We start from the raw sequence: 18,779 nt of genomic DNA on the forward strand, positions 1-18,779 counted from the left end.
TTCCTATTTTTTGTTGCCGACGCGGATGACCCGCTTGCCGAAATTTTCGCCGTTGAGAAGGCCGATAAAGGCTTCAGGGGCGTTTTCCAGACCATCAATGATCTCTTCGCGATACTTGATCTTGCCGCTTTTCACCCACGCACCCATCTGCTTGGCGAATTCCGGGTAAAGGTGACCGAAACTGTCAAAGATAATAAAACCCTGCACCTTGATCATTTTGCGCAGGATCTGCCCCATCAGCCAATTCATTCGGTCTGGCCCAGCGGGCAGTTGGGTGGCGTTATATTGCGATACCAGCCCACACACCGGCACACGAGCATGAGGGTTAAGAAGCGGGATCACCGCATCGAGAACCTTGCCACCCACACTTTCGAAATAGACATCAATGCCGTCCGGGCTGGCCTTGGCCATCTGATCAGCAAAGTCCGGTGCCTTGTGATCGATGCATGCGTCGAAACCCAGCTCATCAACTGCATAGGCACATTTTTCCGGCCCGCCGGCGATGCCAACAGCACGACAGCCCAGCAACTTGCCGATTTGGCCTACGGTTGCGCCCACCGGGCCGGTCGCTGCCGCCACCGCAATGGTCTCGCCGGGCTTGGGCGCCCCGATCTGCGTCAAGCCGGCCCAGCCGGTAAAACCGGGCATCCCCAGGATACCGAGTGCCCAGGATGGATGCGTGGGCGAAGGACCAAGGTTATAGTGGTGCTTGATAGTGGTAGCTAGGTTTGCCAGAGCATCTTTATGGATACCACAATGCTCAAAAAGCAAATAATCCAGAAAACAATGGGGGCTGCCCCACCCTTGAATTTTAGCCCCCCAATTTCAAACTCCAGGGGTCCGGTTGAAATTCTCAAAATTAGAGTCACAAACAGCGCACCAAGGCCCGCCATTGGCATGCCCACTAACACCGGGAACTGCTCAACAAACAGATCATTCCAAAAAGTGTCTTCTGGTTTGCTAAACGTGAACAGGCGATATAACGCGCCGGCGCCAAACAGCACGAGAATGACAACTATGATCCAACTCATTATGTGCCGCAGCTTGCTGGAGCCCGTAGCCACTTCACTGCCTTGTGGAGATTGTTCCCGCTGATCGTCAGACATTATCTAATCCTGATAGAACGCTTTAATTTTAAGAGCATATGCTCGAGGACAGGCACGCCGACCGTCATACCTCAGTATGAATTCTAGCACTTCCCTGCTGCTATTTAATTAGGCTCTGCGAAAAATGGCTTGAAAAACCATCAAGGAGCGTAGTTTTATTAATCCTCTCATTGCCGCCCAGTACCAAAGTCTATGACTCGACCAAGAAAGCAGCTTGTATCACCTGCGGATACGCCCTACTACCACTGCGTGTCCCGCTGTGTAAGGCAAGCGTTTCTCTGTGGTAGCGATCCTGTCACTGGCCAGTGCTACGAACACCGAAGGCAGTGGATTGAAAACCGCATCCGCCTGCTGGTAAGCGTTCATTCAGCGGAGTAGTTGACTCATAAGCTGAAGAGTGTCAGTTAACATCTTTCACTATGCTCAACATGCCCGGCGGTATTTTCCATTGCTTCTGATCTTTGGTTAAAACCACTACGGTCTTTCGATTAATTTTGGTCACAATACCAAATTCAGTTTGCCCTTCCTTGTTTTGAAAGCGAACCTGGTTCCCCAGACACAACAATTTTAAAATGTCCTGGTCCTGCCGGCTCCTCAAGTAGTCAATCCGCTCACAAATGATCTCATTGAGCTCCAGCAGCTGCTCAATGGTCATATCTTCAATGCGCACATGAGCCTCGCTGACAACATCTATTGATTGGTGTCTCTACCGGGTAATTTGCTCTCTGCGACAAGTCGGATCGTAGTGGATTCAGGGCAAACCTTTCTTTCCACAGACGCGGTGTTAGCTCCTCAATCCGGCTCGCCGGATGCTCACTGATTCTCAATAGCACATCGGTTAAGTACGTATATGGGTTAATGCCATGAAGACGACAAGTGGTGATCAAGCTCTGGATAATGCCAACGTGCTCCGCCCCAAGCTCCGTCCAGCAAAATAACCACGATTTTCTGCCCATGGGTATCGGCCGCAGTGCCCGCTCCAGATGATTAGTGTCCATGGCCACGCCGGGCCTCTCCAGAAATACCCGCAGCTTTTGCTCCTTGTTGATGACATATCCCAATGCTTTTGTGAGAGGGTTTGAGGGGATCAAATCAGTCCGCTGCAGTTGTTGGTGACACCATTTGAAGAATTGATCCACCAATGGCTTGCTGTGCTCCAGCCGATAGCCCCGCTTCTTGTCATCAGCCAATTCTTCTCTGGCGATAATCGCTTCGTGTTTATAGAGCGCTGCAATGATATCAAGGGCTTCACGGACTGCCACGGGCTCCTGCGCTTCCGCTTCAATAAACTGTCGCCTACTGTGAATCCAGCATTGTGCGTGGGTGACGCCCTGGTTCGCTTTGACATAACTGCTGTAGGCTGAGTAGCCGTCACTGAGTAACGTGCCACTGAATTGGTCTTTGAGAATCCGCTCAATGTGCTGCCGACTGCGACTGCTGGAGAAAGTAAATACCACTTCATCCTGATCGCCGTACAGCGGCCAGAACCAGCTGTGTTTAAGTTTACCTTTTCCGGCCTTGCCCGCTTTGATGGGAGTTTCATCCATCGCCAGCACCCGACTTCGGAGTACGTTGTCCAGTTGCGCCGAAACGACCGGTCGCAAAAGATCTATGGCGCGTTTAACAACATTAGTAAGCGTGGCTCGACTCAGGGTGATGCCTGCCTGGCTAATGCGTTGGTGCTGACGGTACAGCGGCAGGTGAAACTGGAATTTGTCCACCAGGAGACCAACCAGCAGGCTAACATCGGCAATGCTTCTGTCCAGTACGTTAAAGGGTGCAGGACACGGCAACGGCTGCTCGCTGTTCTTGCGCTTGATAACCGGTCGGTCATAGCGCAGTACCACATAGCTGGCTGGGCGCTGGGCCAGGCGGAAGGTGCTCTTGGTACCGATGATGTCGTACTGGTCCGCATCCGCGCCACTCAACTCGGCGGGAGTGACTTCGATTACCTCAACCGGAACGTCATCGTTAAACCGCAAGCCGCTGTCGTTGACGCAGTCATCGGCGCGCTGCTTTTGGCCCTTGCCACGCTGATAGGTAACCGTGATGGATTCACCCTCCGGCGAAGCCGGCTCCGAGGGTTCACCCAAAAGGCTCGCCTGATGGGGGTTGTCCACTGGGCGCTTTTCGGATTTCTGGCCAAACAATTGCTTCTCAAACCACGCCACCCTCTGTTTTAGAGTGGCTATTTCTTCATGTAACGCCGCCACTTCCGCGGCTGAAACCAGGGCTCTTTCGGTAGCGGAATCAAATGGTTGAGAGGTCGTCGTCATGAACGCGATTGTACCATGCAACGGCCTAAACGGGATGATGAAAACGCTTGAATTGTCGGGATTTTTGCACCTCAATGCCCTCCAGAATCAGCTGCAGATCCGTGCGCGTCAAAGATCTCTGTCCGGTTACTGAAGACCGGAATCTAAACTGCCCCTGCTCTAAACGTTTTCCCCAAAGACAGAAACCCGACGGCTCAAAATACAGAATTTTCATCTGGGTTTTACGACGATTGATGAACACGAAATACTGACCGTTTAACGGATCATGACCCAGTTGGTTTTTCACCAGCGCGCTAAGCCCGTTAAACGAACGACGCATATCGGTTGGCTCGGTGCACAACCAGATACTGGACTGCGTGGCAGGTGTAAACATCAGTCTTGGGCCAACCGCAATTCCACGCCATTGCCCAAACTCAAGGTGATCGTCCATCCACGAGCATTGGCCTGAAGCGATCCAAGGTTAATGAACTGAGCCGGATTGCCCTGTTCCTGATCCGATGCTTCACTTGCCAGGCGCTTGCGCCAGTTGCAAAAACTGGCATAACCAATATTCTGGTCTTTACAAAACTGGGATGCTGATAGGTTGCTGGCTTGCCATTGCTGAATGATATCTTGCCATTGATTTGCTTTGCGATGTCGAGTTGCCATACTGCCTCCTAAATTGATGAAGGGGCAGGATATCGCGCGCAAACCTAATTGGTTAGGACTCCGCTAAATGAACGGTTACGCCTGCTGAGCTCTTTGTTTGCCATCGACATCTGCAGCTATGCGGTTTTGAGTAATCACTACCATGTAGTAGTCAAGCTCAGCAGCTCTGAGGACTGGTCGGAACAGGACGTGATAAATCGCTGGCTGACACTGTATAAAGGCCCCCTGCTGATTCAACGTCATCATCAAGGCGAAGCTCTGACAACCGCAGAAAGAGATTCCGTTTCGAGCATTATCGAAATCTGGCGCCAGCGTTTGCAGAGTTTGAGCTGGTTCATGAAGCTGTTAAATGAACCCATCGCAAGGATGGCCAATGCCGAGGACAACTGCACCGGGCACTTTTGGGAATCCCGCTTTAAATCCCAGGCACTGCTAACTGAAGAGGCCCTGATTTCCTGCATGGCCTATGTGGATCTTAATCCCATTCGGGCCGGTATGGCCAGAACTCCGGAATCCTCTGATCACACCAGCATCAAGGAGCGCATCCAACCCGCCTTTAACCTGGCGGAGGCGATCAAGGACCAGAACCTGACCGCCAGTTTTAACCTTCCCATTAAACCACTCCTGTGCTTCGAAGATACGGTTAAACCTGAACCACAAACAGGAATCCACTTCTCGTTAAGCGACTACCTGCAATTGGTTGAGTGGACCGGTCGAGCGATTCGGGATGATAAAACAGGATTTATTCCAAACGGACTACCACCGATTCTTACCCGGCTGAATATTCCCATAGAGCAATGGCTGGTCAACAGCCAGCATTTTGAAAAGATAGTGCACCGACGATTTCGGAAATCCGCCTGATTTGATTCTTGCAATGCTCTTTTCCTGATTTTCTGTATCTGAAATTCAGGCTTTGGCGTAATAATTTATGTTAATTGCTTTCAGCTTAATCACCTAACACCCATAACTCCTCAGCCCATCTTGCAAATCAGCTTTTTTTGGGCCATCGTTGTTCGGTGTCCTTGTTATTTCACTTGTTATTTAATATTTTCTATGTTTCATCTGATCCACTCAACTTAACCACATTCAGAGCTATTGACGCTTTCGCTTCATTGTTAAAACTACACACTGCCAAATATGAGCCTGCCTGTAGCTTTAAGCCCGTTTCGGGAAAAGGGGGGCTCCATATGGTGGTCATGAGCTGTCCAGGCTTAGCGTCTGGAATTATAAGAATGCTTCGCCAAATCACCTCAGCCGAAAATGAATTTGAAACGGAACAATCGACGGGCTTGCCCGCATCTCGTTTGGCGTCCCAATATACGTGTAAATTCAGCGCCTCACCCTCCACGTAATATGGCCGGGCATTTCCGAACCAATCAGTTATAGCCATCCGATAGGGAGCCCGCACAGTGGCACAAGCAGACACAACTGATATTAGTAATACAACCAAGACATTCTTCAATTTCGCGATTTTCCTATTTTAAAGGTGAGCTGTCGTTCCCCACCAAAAGTAGACACTCTACTTATGCAGCCATAGCCGCGATTTCTTCAAACTTAACGGGACAGAGCCCATCGTTGGCTGAGTGTCGTCTTTTACGATTATAAAATATTTCGACATTATGCTCAGGGACAGGCACTCCCACGTCGCCGTAGTCCATTCTGTAAGTCAGCTTTTCATAGGCTTTTTTCAGTGCCTGTCCTTGGTATAATCCTTGGTATAATCGAAAGGCATAAAGTGAAACTCGAGACCTGACTCCGAACCACACGCGAATCCGTCTGCTGGTGAGGCGGTGATACCCAGCAGGCGCCCGATGGCGCCCTGCGTCCACTGGTACTTCCCCCCCAATCCGTTGGCAACCGAGAAGCTGCTTGCCGGCGCCAGGCCTGGCTGACGCCATGCAACACGCGTGGTTTTCCGGCCCGTCAGGTGAGATCTGTGTAAAACGTGACTTCGCCAGTCGACAGCTCGTGAATGCCGCCTACCAGCATTATCTCGTTTTTATCAACCATTTCTTTTAGTATCGTGCTGCGTTGCATGATGCTCTTCATGGTTCGTTTGACGTTCAGCAGGGTGACCTTATCGACAAACTCGCTGTTCTGAGAGGTACGATTTTCTATCACGCTCTTTTCATCATCGACGGCGGGCCGAATCTTGGACAGCAGGGCCGTTAGATTGCCCATCTCGACGTGATCGCACGCGCCTTTGACCGCGCCACAACCGCTGTGGCCCAATACAGCAATAATCTTTGAACCGGCCACTTTGCAGGCAAATTCCATACTGCCCAGGATGTCTTCGTTGATGATATTGCCAGCAATACGGACGCTGAAGATGTCGCCAAGGCCCTGGTCAAAAATCAACTCGGCCGATGTTCTCGAATCGATGCAGCTCAGCACGATGGCAAACGGGTGCTGTCCATCTGACGTCTCATTGGCCTGCTGCAGCAGGTTGCGGTTGGCTTTGAGGTTGTTCATAAAGCGTTTGTTGCCGTCCTTCAGCAACTCCAAAGCGCCTTCAGGTGTAATCGAGTTTTGCATTTCTTTGGTTAAGGTCTTCATATTATGTCCCGGGTTGTCAAATGCCGTGATTGCAATCCTATGGATTAGTATTAAGTCAACGACGCGGGGTTGTTGCCACACGCTGTCGAACTGGTTCTATTATACCCCCGGGCGAGGCGCGGGTGAAATTTGCATTTGCGGGTTGGATAATAACGAGCTTGGGGTCAGGCCTTTCATTTGCCATGTTTCCGAAGAGCATGAAGCAAAACTTAAAACCAACATGCTCGATGACAGGCACGCCCCAACCATACTGACACCCGTAGATAGAGATACCGTTTGGAGCATTATCGAAGTCTGGCGCCAGCGTGTGCAGAGTTTGAGCTGGTTCATGAAGCTGTTAAATGAACCCATCGCAAGGATGGTCAATGCCGAGGACCACTGCACTGGGCACTTTTGGGAATCCCGCTTTAAATCCCAGGCGCTACTCACAGAAGAGGCCCTGATTTCCTGCATGGCCTATGTGGATCTAAATCCCATTCGGGCCGGTATGGCCAGAACTCCGGAATCCTCCGATCACACCAGCGTCAAGGAGCGCATCCAACCCGCCTTTAAGCTGGCGGAGGCAATCAAGGATCAGAACCTGACCGCCAAATTTAACCTTCCCATTAAACCACTCTTGGGCTTCGAAGATACGGTTAAATCTGAAACCCAAACAGGAACTCCCTTATCGTTAAGCGACTATCTGCAACTGGTAGACTGGACCGGTCGAGCGATTCGGGATGGAAAACAGGCTTTATTCCAAACAGACTGCCACCGATTCTTACCCGGCTGAATATTCCCAGAGAGCAATGGCTGGTCAACAGTCAGCATTTTGAAAAGATCGTGCACCGACGATTTCGGAAATCCGCCTGATTTGATTCTTGCAATGCTCTTTCCCTGCTTTGCTGTATCTGAAATTCAGTATTTGGCGTAATAATTTATGCAAATCGATTTCAGCTTAACTACCCAAAACCTTTTACTCCGTAGTCCATCTTGTAAATCAGTGCTTTAAGGGCCATCGTTGCTCGATGCCTGTCCTTGTTATTTGTTTTGTTTGTTATTTTTAACATTATTTTTTATATGACTAGATAAGTTACGAGCCATTTTTATGTATTCTTTTGCGTCGCTTTCACTTAAGTACAACTCAGCAACGTGAGCTGATTTATTACGTAGCTCTCGCAATTTATTAAATATTTTTAACTGTTGACTATCTAAAACACCATTGCGGACCAGTGACTCTCCAATTATATGCATATTCCGTAAAGCGTTTGTTGGAGAATCGTCCCATAGTGAAACGGCAGCTTCTATGGCGGATGCTTCCAGCTCCAACCATGCCTCCATTATCGCTGAACGGGTTGATAAAGACAGTACGTTTTGCATCCGTGCATCCCTTTCAATATCCTCTTCCTTGATCATTTCTTTTGTGCTGCTTAGCTGTACTTCTGCCTTTAAATTCATTAAATCACGAGAAAATTCTAGCTCAATCTCCTTATATTTAATCTTTTTCATTAGTGGAACAAGTTCAACAATAGGCTTTCGCAATATCAGCATCGCAATAACCGCAGAAACGGGCCAGGCAATCGCTTTAACAATTTCTGAAACGAAGGTTAACTTGTCCATCATACCCTCCTGCCAAATCTACCAACATATCAACAAAGCATTTGTTGTTCGGTGCCTGTCCTTGTTATTTGTTATTCGCTTTTTGTTCATAGACTGAGATTTGGTGCACCGACAAGTAAATAACCAAAAATTACTAGAAAGCTTACACTGAGCCCAATCTTTCGAAGGTGATCGCGCTTTTTAAGTGTCTCTTTCGATCTGGCCCAACCCCTCAGGTTTGCTGCCATGTAAAGAATAACCACTCCCACAAATATAAAAAGATTCTGTATAGATCCAACGCCATTGCTTGCTATTGAATATGTGCCGTATAAGATTGACACTATTGCCATGAGCAAGATGAATGGCCAAGTCTTTTCTGAGAAAAGCTCAAGTTTTACGACAAGCCTTTTCAATTTTGGGGCTTCCTGAATTCGAGGAGCAATGCTATTCAGAAGGATGATTATTACAAAAACTAGAAATACAATTGACCCAAGACCCCATAGCTCCTCTTCATTTGGTGAGCAACCCTGTAAAAGAAAGCATGAGCAAAATAAGAGACCGGTGGCGTATTCGTTTCTATTTTTCTTCATCTAAGAGATATCTTAATTTTCGTTTCAATTCTCTGACCCAAGCATATCTGTTTGGCAAAAATGGAATTGCTAGAACAACTATCACCAAGACCAGAACGAACAAAATCGCTGCAGTGCCTTCTTTTGTGACGAAAAATGTAACTAAACCGCCAAGAACGCCGATGGCGGCGGCAGCACCAATTATCCAAAGTATTCCGATGGGTACAACAGGCAGGGGCATATTCAACCTCCATGGGTGATTTCAATTATATAGCAGCTTAGCGTTTATTCGGCTTGCATCATCAGGACGTATAAGCGTCTGTTGATCTGAGTCGCTTGTCGGTAACTGCATTTATTAAGGGGATTGTTTTGGACAATGCAGGGGAACCAGGTTCGTTCACGGTCAAAGTCGTCCTTTTATCATCCTGTATCTGCTCACGCTTTCCTGTTCCCCCTGTGGCAGTATCGGCTGGTTCATTGTATCTAAGCGCATTTCACGGAAATTGTCCACGGTGGTTTCGCAGCTCGCCTCGGATTGGAAAGCCACATGCTCGGGACACACATGCTCAAGGACAGGCACGCCCCAGCCATACCAACGCATGAATTCTAGCATTTCCCTGCCGCTTTTTGGTTAAGCTCCGCGAAAAATGGCTTGAAAAACCATCAAGGAGCGTAGTTTTATTAATCCTCTCATTACCGCCCAGAACCAAAGTCTATGACTCGACCAAGAAAGCAGCTTGTATCACCTGTGGATACACCTTACTACCACTGCGTGTCCCGCTGTGTAAGGCGAGCATATCTCTGTGGTAGAGATGCGGTCACCGGCCAGTGCTACGAGCACCGTAGGCAGTGGATTGAAAACCGAATTCGCTTATTGAGCTCCTTGTTTGCCATCGACATCTGCAGCTATGCGGTTTTGAGTAATCACTACCATGTAGTAGTCAAGCTCGGCAGTTCTGAGGACTGGTCGGAACAGGATGTGATAAATCGCTGGCTGACGCTGTATAAAGGCCCCCTGCTGATTCAACGCCATCACCAAGGCGAAGCTCTGACACCTGCAGAAAGAGATACCGTTTCGAGCATTATCGAAATCTGGCGCCAGCGTTTGCAGAGTTTGAGTTGGTTCATGAAGTTGTTAAATGAACCAATCGCAAGGATGGCCAATGCCGAGGATAACTGCACCGGGCACTTTTGGGAATCCCGCTTTAAATCCCAGGCGCTGCTCACCGAAGAGGCCCTGATTTCCTGCATGGCCTATGTGGATCTTAATCCCATTCGGGCCGGTATGGCCAGAACTCCGGAATCCTCCGATCACACCAGCATCAAGGAGCGCATCCAACCCGCCTTTAGCTTGGCGGAGGCAATCAAGGATCAGAACCTGGCCACTGAGCTCAACCTTCCCATTAAACCACTCCTATACTTCGAAGATACGGTTAAACCTGAAATACAAAAAGGTATTCCTTTCTCGTTAAGCGATTATCTGCAACTGGTCGACTGGACCGGTCGAGCGATTCGGAATGATAAAACAGGCTTTATTCCAAACGGACTACCACCGATTCTTACCCGGCTGAATATTCCCATAGAGCAATGGCTGATCAACAGTCAGCATTTTGAAAAGATCGTGCACCGACGATTTCGGAAATCCGCCTGATTGGATTCTTGCAATGCTCTTTCCCTGATTTCGTGTATCTGAAATTCAGGATATGGCGTAATAATTTATGTTAATTGCTTTTAGCTTAATCACCCAACACCCATAACTCCGCAGTCTATTTTGTAATTCAGCTTTTTAAGGGCCATCGTTGTTCGGTGCCTGTCCTTGTTATTTTAACCCAACACCCATAACTCCGCAGTCTATTTTGTAATTCAGCTTTTTAAGGGCCATCGTTGTTCGGTGCCTGTCCTTGTTATTTTACTGCTATTTAATTAGGCTCTGCGAAAAATGGCTTGAAAAACCATCAAGGAGCGTAGTTTTATTAATCCTCTCATTGCCGCCCAGAACCAAAGTCTATGACTCGACCAAGAAAGCAGCTTGTATCACCTGTGGATACACCTTACTACCACTGCGTGTCCCGCTGTGTAAGGCGGGCGTATCTCTGTGGTAGAGATACGGTCACCGGCCAGTGCTTCGAACACCGAAGGCAGTGGATTGAAAACCGAATTCGCTTATTGAGCTCCTTGTTTGCCATCGACATCTGCAGCTATGCGGTTTTGAGTAATCACTACCATGTAGTCGTCAAGCTCGGCAGTTCTGAGGACTGGTCGGAACAGGACGTGATGGATCGCTGGCTGACACTGTATAAAGGCCCCCTGCTGATTCAACGTCATCACCAAGGCGAAGCTCTGACACCCGCAGAAAGAGATACCGTTTCGAGCGTTATCGAAATCTGGCGCCAGCGTTTGCAGAGTTTGAGCTGGTTCATGAAGCTGTTAAATGAACCCATCGCAAGGATCGCCAATGCCGAGGACAACTGCACCGGGCACTTTTGGGAATCCCGCTTTAAATCCCAGGCACTGCTCACCGAAGAGGCCCTGATTTCCTGCATGGCTTATGTGGATCTTAATCCCATTCGGGCCGGTATGGCCAGAACTCCGGAGTCTTCCGATCACACCAGCGTCAAGGAGCGCATCCAACCCGCCTTTAACCTGGCGGAGGCAATCAAGGATCAGAACCTGACCGCCAAATTCAACCTTCCCATTAAACCACTCCTGGGCTTCGAAGATACAGTTAAGCCTGAACCACAAACAGAAATCCCCTACTCGTTAAGCGACTATCTGCAACTGGTCGACTGGACCGGTCGAGCGATTCGGGATGATAAAACAGGCTTTATTCCAAACAGACTTCCACCGATTCTCGCCCGGCTGAATATTCCCATAGAGCAATGGCTGGTCAATAGTCAGTATTTTGAAAAGATCGTGCACCGACAATTTCGGAAATCCGCCTGATTTGATTCTTGCTATGCTCTTTCCCTGATTTGCTGTATCTGAAATTCAGTATTTGGCGTAATAATTTATGCAAATTGATTTCAGCTTAATCATCCAACACCCATAACTCCGTAGCCCATCTTGCAAATCAGCCTTTTAAGGGTCGTGGTTGTTCGGTGCCTGTCCTTGTTATTTCCTTGTTATTTAGCGAGAGCAAGACGGACATAACGCCAATGTCAGCCGCGCGCCTTTCTGTGTCGGCTGCACAGTTTTGTTAGCTTAAATACTCTTTTAAAAATACCTGCACTTGAACCACAGATGTAGCTCGGATCAAGTTCATCTATTTTTTCTATAATGCGATTCTCCGCAGCTTTTGAATGAAGAGACGACTGCCCGCTGTAGTACTCTCCCAACGTGAAGACGGTGAGTGTAAGCGCTGTTCCCACTTCGAACGCTACCACGATTCTAGTGAATCCGCCCTCGGCAACAATGTTAGAATCTCCTAGCGTAGCCATCACAACAATTGAATAGTACAAGCTGTTTAAGTATGTGTGAATTAAGTCTTGAAAGTAGGTGAAACAGCCATCAAGTGTATATATCTGATACTGCTCAATCGGTCCGATTTCCCGCAAGCCTGAGATCATCTTCTCGCCTGGATCTATGATCCCTATATAGAAGTATCCGCTAGCACATGTGGTAGCCAGAGTGATGACCAAAAACTTTAGCTCATGCATCGACGATTTCGGCTTACCCAAAACCGAGACGATGCTCATAAGAAGCTTCCCAATATAGCCGTACAGAGCTAACACTAGGACAACCAGCAGATATGCGGCTAGTGAGGTATTTTCCGTGTAGGGGGATATGAAGCCAATACAGATTACGCACCCAGTAAAAAACAGGTTCTTTGCGTAAATCCTACGTAGTTCATCCATAGCAATCCTGAGCTAACATTTATATCTGCGCTGCCAAGTCACAGATTTCCAATATACCGACGATATCACCAGAATGATGCAAGTAACTAAAAAATCAGCCCTCCCACCAATACTGTCGATTATTCAATTGACAGGCTTCAATCTGCAGTCACAAATCATCACCCCGTCCATACGACTTACGCAGGTTTTGCAGGAGCAAAAACCTGCCCTGGGGTTGCCGTCTTTAGGAACTGGTCTACTTTGTCAAAAGCCTTGTCCAGGGTTTTAATGGTTTGCTTCGAGCGCCTGATGCGATCTTCATTGTCAGGGTTGGCCTTATTGATCCTCCTGTGTTCTTTCAGGCAATAACGGATCTGGCGTTTTAACTTGTCGCGCTTTTGGCCCAACTCCTTCAGTGTGCCGGACCACTCCTTGGCAGCATTGGAGGACATCTTACATCGGGGCGGACATCCGTCATCGATAGCGAAGAGCACCTTGCCGAATAAGCCCTGTTGATCGTACACCAGCAGAATCCGTTCGAACAATTCTTCAATGGCTTTTGGATAGCTGCTGACAAAACTGGCTATGATTGTGAAGTGAGGTACGGTATCGCAAGACAGCGCCTTAAAGATAATATTGCTCTCACAGCACCACTCAATCTCACGGCTTGATGTAATCCCTCTGGAATAGGCGAACAGGACAATCTTAAGAAGAATGGCCGGATCGTACGCGGGGCGACCGGTATCGTCGTTCTGGTAGTGAGGGTAGAAAATGGAGAGGTCGAGCTTCTTGTCTATCAGGTGGTGTATTGCGTGTTCGAAAGTGCCAGGCTGCAACTGATCTTCATAATTGATGACAACCATGGAGGTTTGGCTGTAGTCGTAGGGCTTGAACTTTGGCATTGCACAGCTCCTTATGCGATGGCCCTATTCTAACAAAAATTACCTGATTACAGAGGTTTTTCTACAGCCTCAACGCCCCAAAGCAGCGGCGCGCGGTACGCCCGTCCAGTCACGAAGTGTCGTTACTGCTTTGACTTGTTAGCACTTGTCGAGACTAACAAACCTAAGGACATCAGAGTGATGAAAAAATACATCTTTCATGTTTTTCTTAATCTCTTTTTCATACAGATCACAGTTGAATATGATTATATCTGCCTCCTTAATGATAGGCGCCTCCTTTAACGCTAACCTGTCCGCAAGGGTTACGATTAAGTCATTAACCACGAAGTCATATTCATCTTTTGATGTTTCAGAATCAGTGATTGAAATTATTCTTAATTCGTACAACATTTAATTCTCCGGTGTCCAATGAGCGACGAGCTGCTTTACTTCCGCAAGCATAGTTTCCATATCTCGGGCCTGTAAAGATTCATTTCGGCCTCCTTTTTTGTAAAACCTACATCTATCAATTGCGTCGTAACAACTCTTTACTTCTACACCAAGCAAGGGTATCAGCGATTGTAGCTCAGAAATACTTAGTTGGTTGAGCTCTCGTCTAAGTGATTCGATATTAAGATGGCCAACCCTGCGGTACCGAATTCTTTCAAAAAAATCTCTAGCATTTGCAATGTTTTTTGATGCTGTGCGCTTATTTCCCTGCCAATATTTTTTTTGAATATGTTTTTTCTTTACCACGAATTTTTGCCCGTCCGGCGCCCTGGTAATTATTTCTCCAGGGTTTCTTCTGCACCAAGCTATAGCTTCTTCCCAAGTCTCGAATACTTGTGATTTATCACCAGCTTCTAAATAATCTTCCGAAAACCCAGATTCGCTCATAAAATTGGGCAAACCAACTTCATCATGACCACCCATATGCTCATTGATATAATCCCAGTCACTTCCGTCTCTGCTCATAGATGGACCTCAGTTTGTAGTGCAAACGTCCCGCGCAGGGCCGAAGGCCCGGAGTGAACTTGACCTACTTGTTAGCTGCTTTGTGGCTCGACCAGGTTGAATTCATAATAATGGACCTCATCGTCAGCATCTTCCTTCATGTGGATTAGCCAGAAACCATCGAACCCGACAAGACGAACGGTGTGGCAGTTCAACAGAGCGACAATCTTGGCGCGCCAATCAGGAAATGCGTTTTCATAGTACTTGTAGCTGCTTTGACAGCCCAGAGGGTTGTCTGCGTGAAGCATTGCGCCGCACTTTTTATAAACCTTGATGAAGTCTTTTTTATTAAGAAACCCCTCTTTCAAATCTTCTTGCTCTGTTTTGACTACGGGATTGTTGGAGGGAGCCTCTTTGATCGGGTTTGGGTAAAACTTGGGGTTCACCCTTTCAAGGTCTCTTAGAAGGAGTTCGGCATTCCAGTGCCGTTGAAAGTTCTTATGCACCCTTGCATATTCCTTCTTATTCGCGACCAAAGAAGCCATTGCGATTAGCTCTAGGATCTTCCTGAACTGAAGGCATAGGGACTCTATAGTGGTCGGCTGATAGAGGGCATGACCCTTGCGAGACAGAAAAAAGTCGACGACCTCCATTCGGCGCTTAATTTCGCGCATTACTAGAGAATATTGGTAGATTGGCGGGCGTTTCATTTATGCAGCTAACTCAGCGCTCACCGGCTTGTCCGGTGCAACGCCTTGTTAGAAATCACCACCTCTGAATCCTCGCTGGATTTCTCTTGCTTCTTAATTACCGATGCCATCATTTTTACAGCTGTGGATCTTACGTAATCGGCCTTGCCTTGCTTTTTAAATTCTCCTTTCTCACTCATCAATATCTTTCTCATGCGGCTTTTCCTCCTTTTTCACGATACTGCTTTAATGAATGTAGGTAGAGCTCTAGCTCAACGCGATCAGCGATTTCATCTAATATCTTTTCACATGCGCGACACTCTTCTTCATCGTACGGCGCACACACATTTTGGCCAAATACTGCAATAGTAAAAATATAGACGTATTCTTGACTATTGACAGTAATTCTGACAGGTTTACAAAAGATTGATCCTACTCCGGCTTTCGAGGACCTATCTGACTGAAAAAATACACCCTCTTTAATGCCCTTCCGAATATCAGGTATGAAAATGCTGTCACCACTTTCAAAACAATAAGACGCAGTTGATTTTCCAGCCATAAGATCTCGTGCTTTGGTATGTTGTTTTTGGGTGTCACACTTTAATTCATACCACCATTTATTAGTTGTTATGTCACCCTGTATAATCGTGATACCGATATTTTTTGGATCTATGGCTAGACCGTTAATTAGAAAACTTTTTGTGCCATCGAGTACGTGCTCTAGTTGATCTTTGGGTTGAGTAATCAACCTAAATACATCACTGTTTGGCTTCAAGTGCTTTGCTTTATTGAAAAATCGATCTCTTTTCTTTTTAACTAATGTGTTAAAGAAAAGCAGCATGGCTTCCATCAGTTTAGCGTATTGCTTGTCAATCTCGCCTTTGGCTGCTTCTGATATAGCCTTCAAAAATAAGACCAATATAGTAAATGTTGCAAATACGGAAAATATTAATTCATGAAGGCCTTTCTTTTCGCTTATCCACGCCCAATCATCTCCCCATATATCAAGGGTTCCGTAATAAAGACCTATCAGAGGTGGTATAAATATACCCAAAAAATGGTGATTGAGAGCTTTTACAACTCGATTGTTCACGAACACCGTATATAAAAACTTCTTCAAATTTGGCTCCTATGCCACTTCTGATTTCTAACAGCTCGAACAGCTCGCTTATGAGGCCCGCGGCCTCAATAGCCCGAACTCCATTAAGCCGGCCAGAAGCCCTGAATATTTGCACCAAAAACTCAACCAAAGGAAATTATACAAACAAAAGACCACCTCTCCGTGGCTCATCAAAGCAACAGATACCCCAATGACGATGCCACACCGGCACCACTATTTCCCCCAACCCCGGAATTAAACTCTAATCCCCTTCCCAAGGCAACATTCCGTCACCACAAACGCCACCACAAACCACCCTGTCACTCCTGCCCCACCCTAACCACAACCGTACCCGCCAACTTGTCATGCCAGCCCTGCTTGCGCTTGTCGAAGGCCACCCAAAAGATGCCGAGCAACAGGGGAATGGTAGAAACGTAATATCCAAAGTACCGCCCAACAAACTGCCCGTTGCTGGGCCTGGCGCCGGTATCCGCATCTACAATACGCAGCTTCAAAATCATCTTGCCGGGCGTCGCCGACTTGTACACCCAGAACAGAATGACCACCGCCGCCGGCACTATATAGTTCAGCATCAAATCCCAGAAGCCAAAGAACATCGATTCATCCACCCAGTAGTCCTGGCCGTAGATCATCGACAGGGCTGGCACTACCACCAGCAGCATCAACAGCGTATCGATCAACGCCGCCCCTGTTCGCACCCAAAAGCCTGCGTATTCCATGTTGTTCATAAAAACTCCTTGCCGTTGCTGCTTACCTTATAGCCGGTTTTTGCCACCGCCACCAGCGCCGCGAAGTGGCTGCGGATTGAGTTGGCCGGAGGCCGGCCACAGCCACACTTCACCCCAAGTCAAACCACCTCTAGTTGACGTTAACGTAAACGTCAGTTAAAGTTGACTCAAATATAGCCAACCGGCGCCCCTAATAAATGCCCGAGAGTCACGCCCCATGAGCAAGACATTCACTATCTCCGAGCTGGCCAAGGAGTTCGCGGTCACCACCCGCACCATTCGCCACTACGAAGAGATCGGCCTGCTGAGCCCCCGGCGCAGCGGCCAGAACCGCATCTACAGTGCCGCCGACCGCACCCGCCTGAAGCTGATCCTGCGCGGCAAGCGCCTGGGCTTCACCCTGGAGGAGAGCCGCGCCATCGTCGAGATGTACGACCCGGAGCACGGCAACGTGGAGCAGTTGCAGCGCCTGCTGGACCGCATCCACGCCCAGCGGGCCAAGCTGAAAGCGCAACTGGACGATATCCGCAAATTAATGCGCGACCTCGATGAAGCCGAACAGGGCTGCCTTGAGGCGCTCGACAAAGCCAAAGCCAGTACCGATTGATCCGCCCCCTAATCTGACTACTTACAATAAACAGCAGGAGATACCCCCGATGAGCCTGAGCTACGCATCCCTCAACTTTAACCTCGGCGAAGACATGGACATGCTGCGCGACTCCGTGCGCCAGTTTGCCGAGGCGGAAATCGCCCCCCGCGCCGCCGAGATCGACAAGAACAACGAGTTCCCCATGGACCTGTGGCGCAAGTTTGGCGACATGGGCCTGCTGGGTGTCACCGTGGACGAGCAGTACGGCGGCAGCGCCATGGGTTACCTGGCCCACGTGATTGCCATGGAAGAGATCTCCCGCGCCTCCGCCTCGGTGGGCCTGTCGTACGGCGCCCACTCCAACCTGTGCGTCAACCAGATCTTCAAGAACGGCAACGATGCCCAGCGCGCCAAGTACCTGCCCAAGCTGTGCTCCGGTGAACACGTGGGTGCGCTGGCCATGTCCGAGCCCAACGCCGGCTCCGATGTGGTGAGCATGAAGTTGCGCGCCGACAAGCAGGGCGACCACTACGTGCTCAACGGCAACAAGATGTGGATCACCAACGGCCCCGACGCCCACACCTACGTGATCTACGCCAAGACCGACGTCAAGGGCGGCTCCAAGGGCATCACTGCGTTTATCGTGGAGCGGGACTTCCCCGGTTTCAGCCGCCAGCAGAAGCTCGACAAGCTGGGCATGCGCGGCTCCAACACCTGCGAACTGGTGTTCCAGGACTGCAAGGTACCGGCGGAAAACATCCTCGGCGGTGAAGGCCGCGGCGTGGCGGTATTGATGTCCGGCCTCGACTTTGAGCGCACCGTGCTCTCCGGCGGCCCGGTGGGCATTATGCAGAGCTGCCTCGATATCGTGATCCCCTACATTCACGATCGCCAGCAGTTCGGCAAGTCCATCGGCGAGTTCCAGCTGGTGCAGGGCAAGGTGGCGGATATGTACACCGGCCTCAACGCCAGCCGCGCTTACCTCTACGCAGTGGCCGCCGCCTGCGACCGCGGCGAGGAGTCGCGCAAGGACGCCGCCGCAGTGATTCTCTACACCGCCGAGCTGGCCACCAAGATGGCGCTGGATGCGATCCAGTTGCTGGGCGGCAACGGCTATATCAACGAGTTCCCCACCGGGCGCCTGCTGCGCGATGCCAAGCTCTATGAGATCGGCGCCGGCACGTCGGAGATCCGCCGCATGCTGATCGGCCGCGAACTGTTTAACGCCACCGCCTAACGACTGGCCCCGACC

22 protein-coding genes and 2 pseudogenes are annotated in these 18,779 nt (G+C 49.0%); 7 read left to right on the forward strand and 17 right to left on the reverse strand.

The features are described 5' to 3' along the window. Positions 1–3: 3 nt before the first annotated feature. Positions 4–648 (reverse strand): NADP-dependent oxidoreductase, encoded by a 645-nt coding sequence (locus G8764_RS07800; protein ID WP_207951749.1) that lies wholly within the window; start codon positions 646–648, stop codon positions 4–6. 74 nt (positions 649–722) lie between these two features. Next, positions 723–1,106 (reverse strand): hypothetical protein, encoded by a 384-nt coding sequence (locus tag G8764_RS07805; protein ID WP_166163840.1) that lies wholly within the window; start codon positions 1,104–1,106, stop codon positions 723–725. A 192-nt stretch (positions 1,107–1,298) separates the two neighbouring features. On the opposite strand from G8764_RS07805, the pseudogene G8764_RS22470 reads away from it, so the two are divergent. Next, positions 1,299–1,469, forward strand: a pseudogene (locus G8764_RS22470) (transposase); the annotation flags it as partial. A 37-nt stretch (positions 1,470–1,506) separates the two neighbouring features. Here G8764_RS22470 and G8764_RS07810 read toward each other — a convergent pair. The 4 genes from G8764_RS07810 to tnpA are packed head-to-tail and all read right to left on the reverse strand — an operon-like array spanning position 1,507 to position 4,030. Continuing rightward, on the reverse strand, positions 1,507–1,776 hold the full coding sequence (locus G8764_RS07810) for a transposase (protein WP_166163843.1): 270 nt from the start codon (positions 1,774–1,776) through the stop codon (positions 1,507–1,509). Beyond that, positions 1,766–3,382, reverse strand: coding sequence for an IS66 family transposase (gene tnpC / locus G8764_RS07815; RefSeq protein ID WP_207951783.1), 1,617 nt, complete (start codon positions 3,380–3,382; stop codon positions 1,766–1,768). The genes G8764_RS07810 and tnpC overlap by 11 nt, the downstream gene beginning before the upstream one ends. A 25-nt stretch (positions 3,383–3,407) precedes the next feature. Continuing rightward, entirely contained in the window at positions 3,408–3,812 is a 405-nt protein-coding gene (gene tnpB / locus G8764_RS07820) for an IS66 family insertion sequence element accessory protein TnpB (RefSeq protein ID WP_207951750.1), read from the reverse strand. Then, entirely contained in the window at positions 3,755–4,030 is a 276-nt protein-coding gene (gene tnpA, locus G8764_RS07825; RefSeq protein ID WP_166163850.1) for an IS66 family insertion sequence element accessory protein TnpA, read from the reverse strand. Before tnpA ends, tnpB begins: the two co-directional genes overlap by 58 nt. Before the next feature lie 126 nt (positions 4,031–4,156). Between tnpA and G8764_RS07830 the strand changes: the two genes are divergently transcribed. Further along, positions 4,157–4,891 carry a transposase gene (locus G8764_RS07830; protein WP_166163852.1) on the forward strand — a complete coding sequence of 245 codons (735 nt, stop codon included), beginning with the start codon at positions 4,157–4,159 and terminating at the stop codon, positions 4,889–4,891. Between the two features lie 1,062 nt (positions 4,892–5,953). Here G8764_RS07830 and G8764_RS07835 read toward each other — a convergent pair. Further along, positions 5,954–6,586 (reverse strand): carbonic anhydrase family protein, encoded by a 633-nt coding sequence (locus G8764_RS07835; RefSeq protein WP_166163854.1) that lies wholly within the window; start codon positions 6,584–6,586, stop codon positions 5,954–5,956. Positions 6,587–6,728: 142 nt separating this feature from the next. Between G8764_RS07835 and G8764_RS07840 the strand changes: the two genes are divergently transcribed. Further along, entirely contained in the window at positions 6,729–7,358 is a 630-nt protein-coding gene (locus G8764_RS07840) for a hypothetical protein (protein ID WP_166163856.1), read from the forward strand. 248 nt (positions 7,359–7,606) lie between these two features. Here the strand turns inward: G8764_RS07840 and G8764_RS07845 are convergent, their stop codons facing one another. Next, positions 7,607–8,188: a hypothetical protein gene (locus tag G8764_RS07845; RefSeq protein ID WP_207951751.1), complete on the reverse strand. Its 582-nt coding sequence runs from the start codon at positions 8,186–8,188 to the stop codon at positions 7,607–7,609. A gap of 552 nt (positions 8,189–8,740) precedes the next feature. Beyond that, a complete protein-coding gene (locus G8764_RS07850) occupies positions 8,741–8,974 on the reverse strand; it encodes a hypothetical protein (RefSeq protein WP_166163860.1) in 234 nt (77 codons plus the stop codon). A 642-nt stretch (positions 8,975–9,616) separates the two neighbouring features. Here G8764_RS07850 and G8764_RS07855 point away from each other — a divergent pair. Together G8764_RS07855 and G8764_RS07860 are read left to right on the forward strand one after the other, a co-directional pair. Next, positions 9,617–10,384, forward strand: a complete 768-nt coding sequence (locus G8764_RS07855; protein WP_243748654.1) for a transposase — start codon at positions 9,617–9,619, stop codon at positions 10,382–10,384. 515 nt (positions 10,385–10,899) lie between these two features. Further along, positions 10,900–11,676, forward strand: a complete 777-nt coding sequence (locus G8764_RS07860) for a transposase (protein WP_243748655.1) — start codon at positions 10,900–10,902, stop codon at positions 11,674–11,676. Between the two features lie 215 nt (positions 11,677–11,891). Here the strand turns inward: G8764_RS07860 and G8764_RS07865 are convergent, their stop codons facing one another. The 8 genes and pseudogenes from G8764_RS07865 to G8764_RS07900 all read right to left on the reverse strand — a co-directional run bounded on the left by G8764_RS07865 (position 11,892) and on the right by G8764_RS07900 (position 16,938). Beyond that, positions 11,892–12,587, reverse strand: a complete 696-nt coding sequence (locus tag G8764_RS07865; RefSeq protein WP_166163866.1) for an ion channel — start codon at positions 12,585–12,587, stop codon at positions 11,892–11,894. 209 nt (positions 12,588–12,796) lie between these two features. Then, positions 12,797–13,468, reverse strand: a pseudogene (locus G8764_RS07870) (transposase); the annotation flags it as partial. A 138-nt stretch (positions 13,469–13,606) separates the two neighbouring features. Continuing rightward, positions 13,607–13,858: a hypothetical protein gene (locus G8764_RS07875; protein ID WP_166163868.1), complete on the reverse strand. Its 252-nt coding sequence runs from the start codon at positions 13,856–13,858 to the stop codon at positions 13,607–13,609. Beyond that, positions 13,859–14,422 (reverse strand): hypothetical protein, encoded by a 564-nt coding sequence (locus tag G8764_RS07880; protein WP_166163870.1) that lies wholly within the window; start codon positions 14,420–14,422, stop codon positions 13,859–13,861. 71 nt (positions 14,423–14,493) lie between these two features. Beyond that, a complete protein-coding gene (locus G8764_RS07885) occupies positions 14,494–14,946 on the reverse strand; it encodes a hypothetical protein (protein WP_207951753.1) in 453 nt (150 codons plus the stop codon). A 185-nt stretch (positions 14,947–15,131) separates the two neighbouring features. Beyond that, positions 15,132–15,305: a hypothetical protein gene (locus G8764_RS07890; RefSeq protein WP_166163874.1), complete on the reverse strand. Its 174-nt coding sequence runs from the start codon at positions 15,303–15,305 to the stop codon at positions 15,132–15,134. Then, positions 15,302–16,210 (reverse strand): hypothetical protein, encoded by a 909-nt coding sequence (locus tag G8764_RS07895; protein ID WP_166163876.1) that lies wholly within the window; start codon positions 16,208–16,210, stop codon positions 15,302–15,304. The genes G8764_RS07890 and G8764_RS07895 overlap by 4 nt, the downstream gene beginning before the upstream one ends. Positions 16,211–16,509: 299 nt before the next feature. Next, positions 16,510–16,938, reverse strand: coding sequence for an RDD family protein (locus tag G8764_RS07900; RefSeq protein WP_166163878.1), 429 nt, complete (start codon positions 16,936–16,938; stop codon positions 16,510–16,512). Positions 16,939–17,155: 217 nt separating this feature from the next. Here G8764_RS07900 and G8764_RS07905 point away from each other — a divergent pair, with 217 nt between their 5' ends. Together G8764_RS07905 and G8764_RS07910 are read left to right on the forward strand one after the other, a co-directional pair. Then, a complete protein-coding gene (locus tag G8764_RS07905) occupies positions 17,156–17,545 on the forward strand; it encodes a MerR family transcriptional regulator (protein ID WP_166163880.1) in 390 nt (129 codons plus the stop codon). A gap of 49 nt (positions 17,546–17,594) precedes the next feature. After that, positions 17,595–18,764, forward strand: coding sequence for an isovaleryl-CoA dehydrogenase (locus G8764_RS07910; RefSeq protein WP_166163882.1), 1,170 nt, complete (start codon positions 17,595–17,597; stop codon positions 18,762–18,764). Positions 18,765–18,779: the final 15 nt, after the last annotated feature.

Source organism: Pseudomaricurvus alcaniphilus (genome assembly GCF_011440395.1).
Taxonomy (GTDB): Bacteria; Pseudomonadota; Gammaproteobacteria; order Pseudomonadales; family Cellvibrionaceae; genus Pseudomaricurvus; species Pseudomaricurvus alcaniphilus.

Excerpts from the sequence above, each read along its gene's own strand:
- G8764_RS07850 (WP_166163860.1), bottom strand. The coding sequence starts at position 8,974 with ATGCCCCTGCCTGTTGTACCCATCGGAATACTTTGGATAATTGGTGCT.
- G8764_RS07875 (WP_166163868.1), bottom strand. The coding sequence starts at position 13,858 with ATGTTGTACGAATTAAGAATAATTTCAATCACTGATTCTGAAACATCA.
- G8764_RS07890 (WP_166163874.1), bottom strand. The coding sequence starts at position 15,305 with ATGAGAAAGATATTGATGAGTGAGAAAGGAGAATTTAAAAAGCAAGGC.
- tnpC (WP_207951783.1), bottom strand. The coding sequence starts at position 3,382 with ATGACGACGACCTCTCAACCATTTGATTCCGCTACCGAAAGAGCCCTG.
- G8764_RS07910 (WP_166163882.1), top strand. The coding sequence starts at position 17,595 with ATGAGCCTGAGCTACGCATCCCTCAACTTTAACCTCGGCGAAGACATG.
- G8764_RS07800 (WP_207951749.1), bottom strand. The coding sequence starts at position 648 with ATGCCCGGTTTTACCGGCTGGGCCGGCTTGACGCAGATCGGGGCGCCC.
- G8764_RS07835 (WP_166163854.1), bottom strand. The coding sequence starts at position 6,586 with ATGAAGACCTTAACCAAAGAAATGCAAAACTCGATTACACCTGAAGGC.
- G8764_RS07845 (WP_207951751.1), bottom strand. The coding sequence starts at position 8,188 with ATGATGGACAAGTTAACCTTCGTTTCAGAAATTGTTAAAGCGATTGCC.
- G8764_RS07905 (WP_166163880.1), top strand. The coding sequence starts at position 17,156 with ATGAGCAAGACATTCACTATCTCCGAGCTGGCCAAGGAGTTCGCGGTC.
- tnpA (WP_166163850.1), bottom strand. The coding sequence starts at position 4,030 with ATGGCAACTCGACATCGCAAAGCAAATCAATGGCAAGATATCATTCAG.
- tnpB (WP_207951750.1), bottom strand. The coding sequence starts at position 3,812 with ATGGACGATCACCTTGAGTTTGGGCAATGGCGTGGAATTGCGGTTGGC.
- G8764_RS07805 (WP_166163840.1), bottom strand. The coding sequence starts at position 1,106 with ATGTCTGACGATCAGCGGGAACAATCTCCACAAGGCAGTGAAGTGGCT.
- G8764_RS07900 (WP_166163878.1), bottom strand. The coding sequence starts at position 16,938 with ATGAACAACATGGAATACGCAGGCTTTTGGGTGCGAACAGGGGCGGCG.
- G8764_RS07865 (WP_166163866.1), bottom strand. The coding sequence starts at position 12,587 with ATGGATGAACTACGTAGGATTTACGCAAAGAACCTGTTTTTTACTGGG.
- G8764_RS07880 (WP_166163870.1), bottom strand. The coding sequence starts at position 14,422 with ATGAGCAGAGACGGAAGTGACTGGGATTATATCAATGAGCATATGGGT.
- G8764_RS07885 (WP_207951753.1), bottom strand. The coding sequence starts at position 14,946 with ATGGCTTCTTTGGTCGCGAATAAGAAGGAATATGCAAGGGTGCATAAG.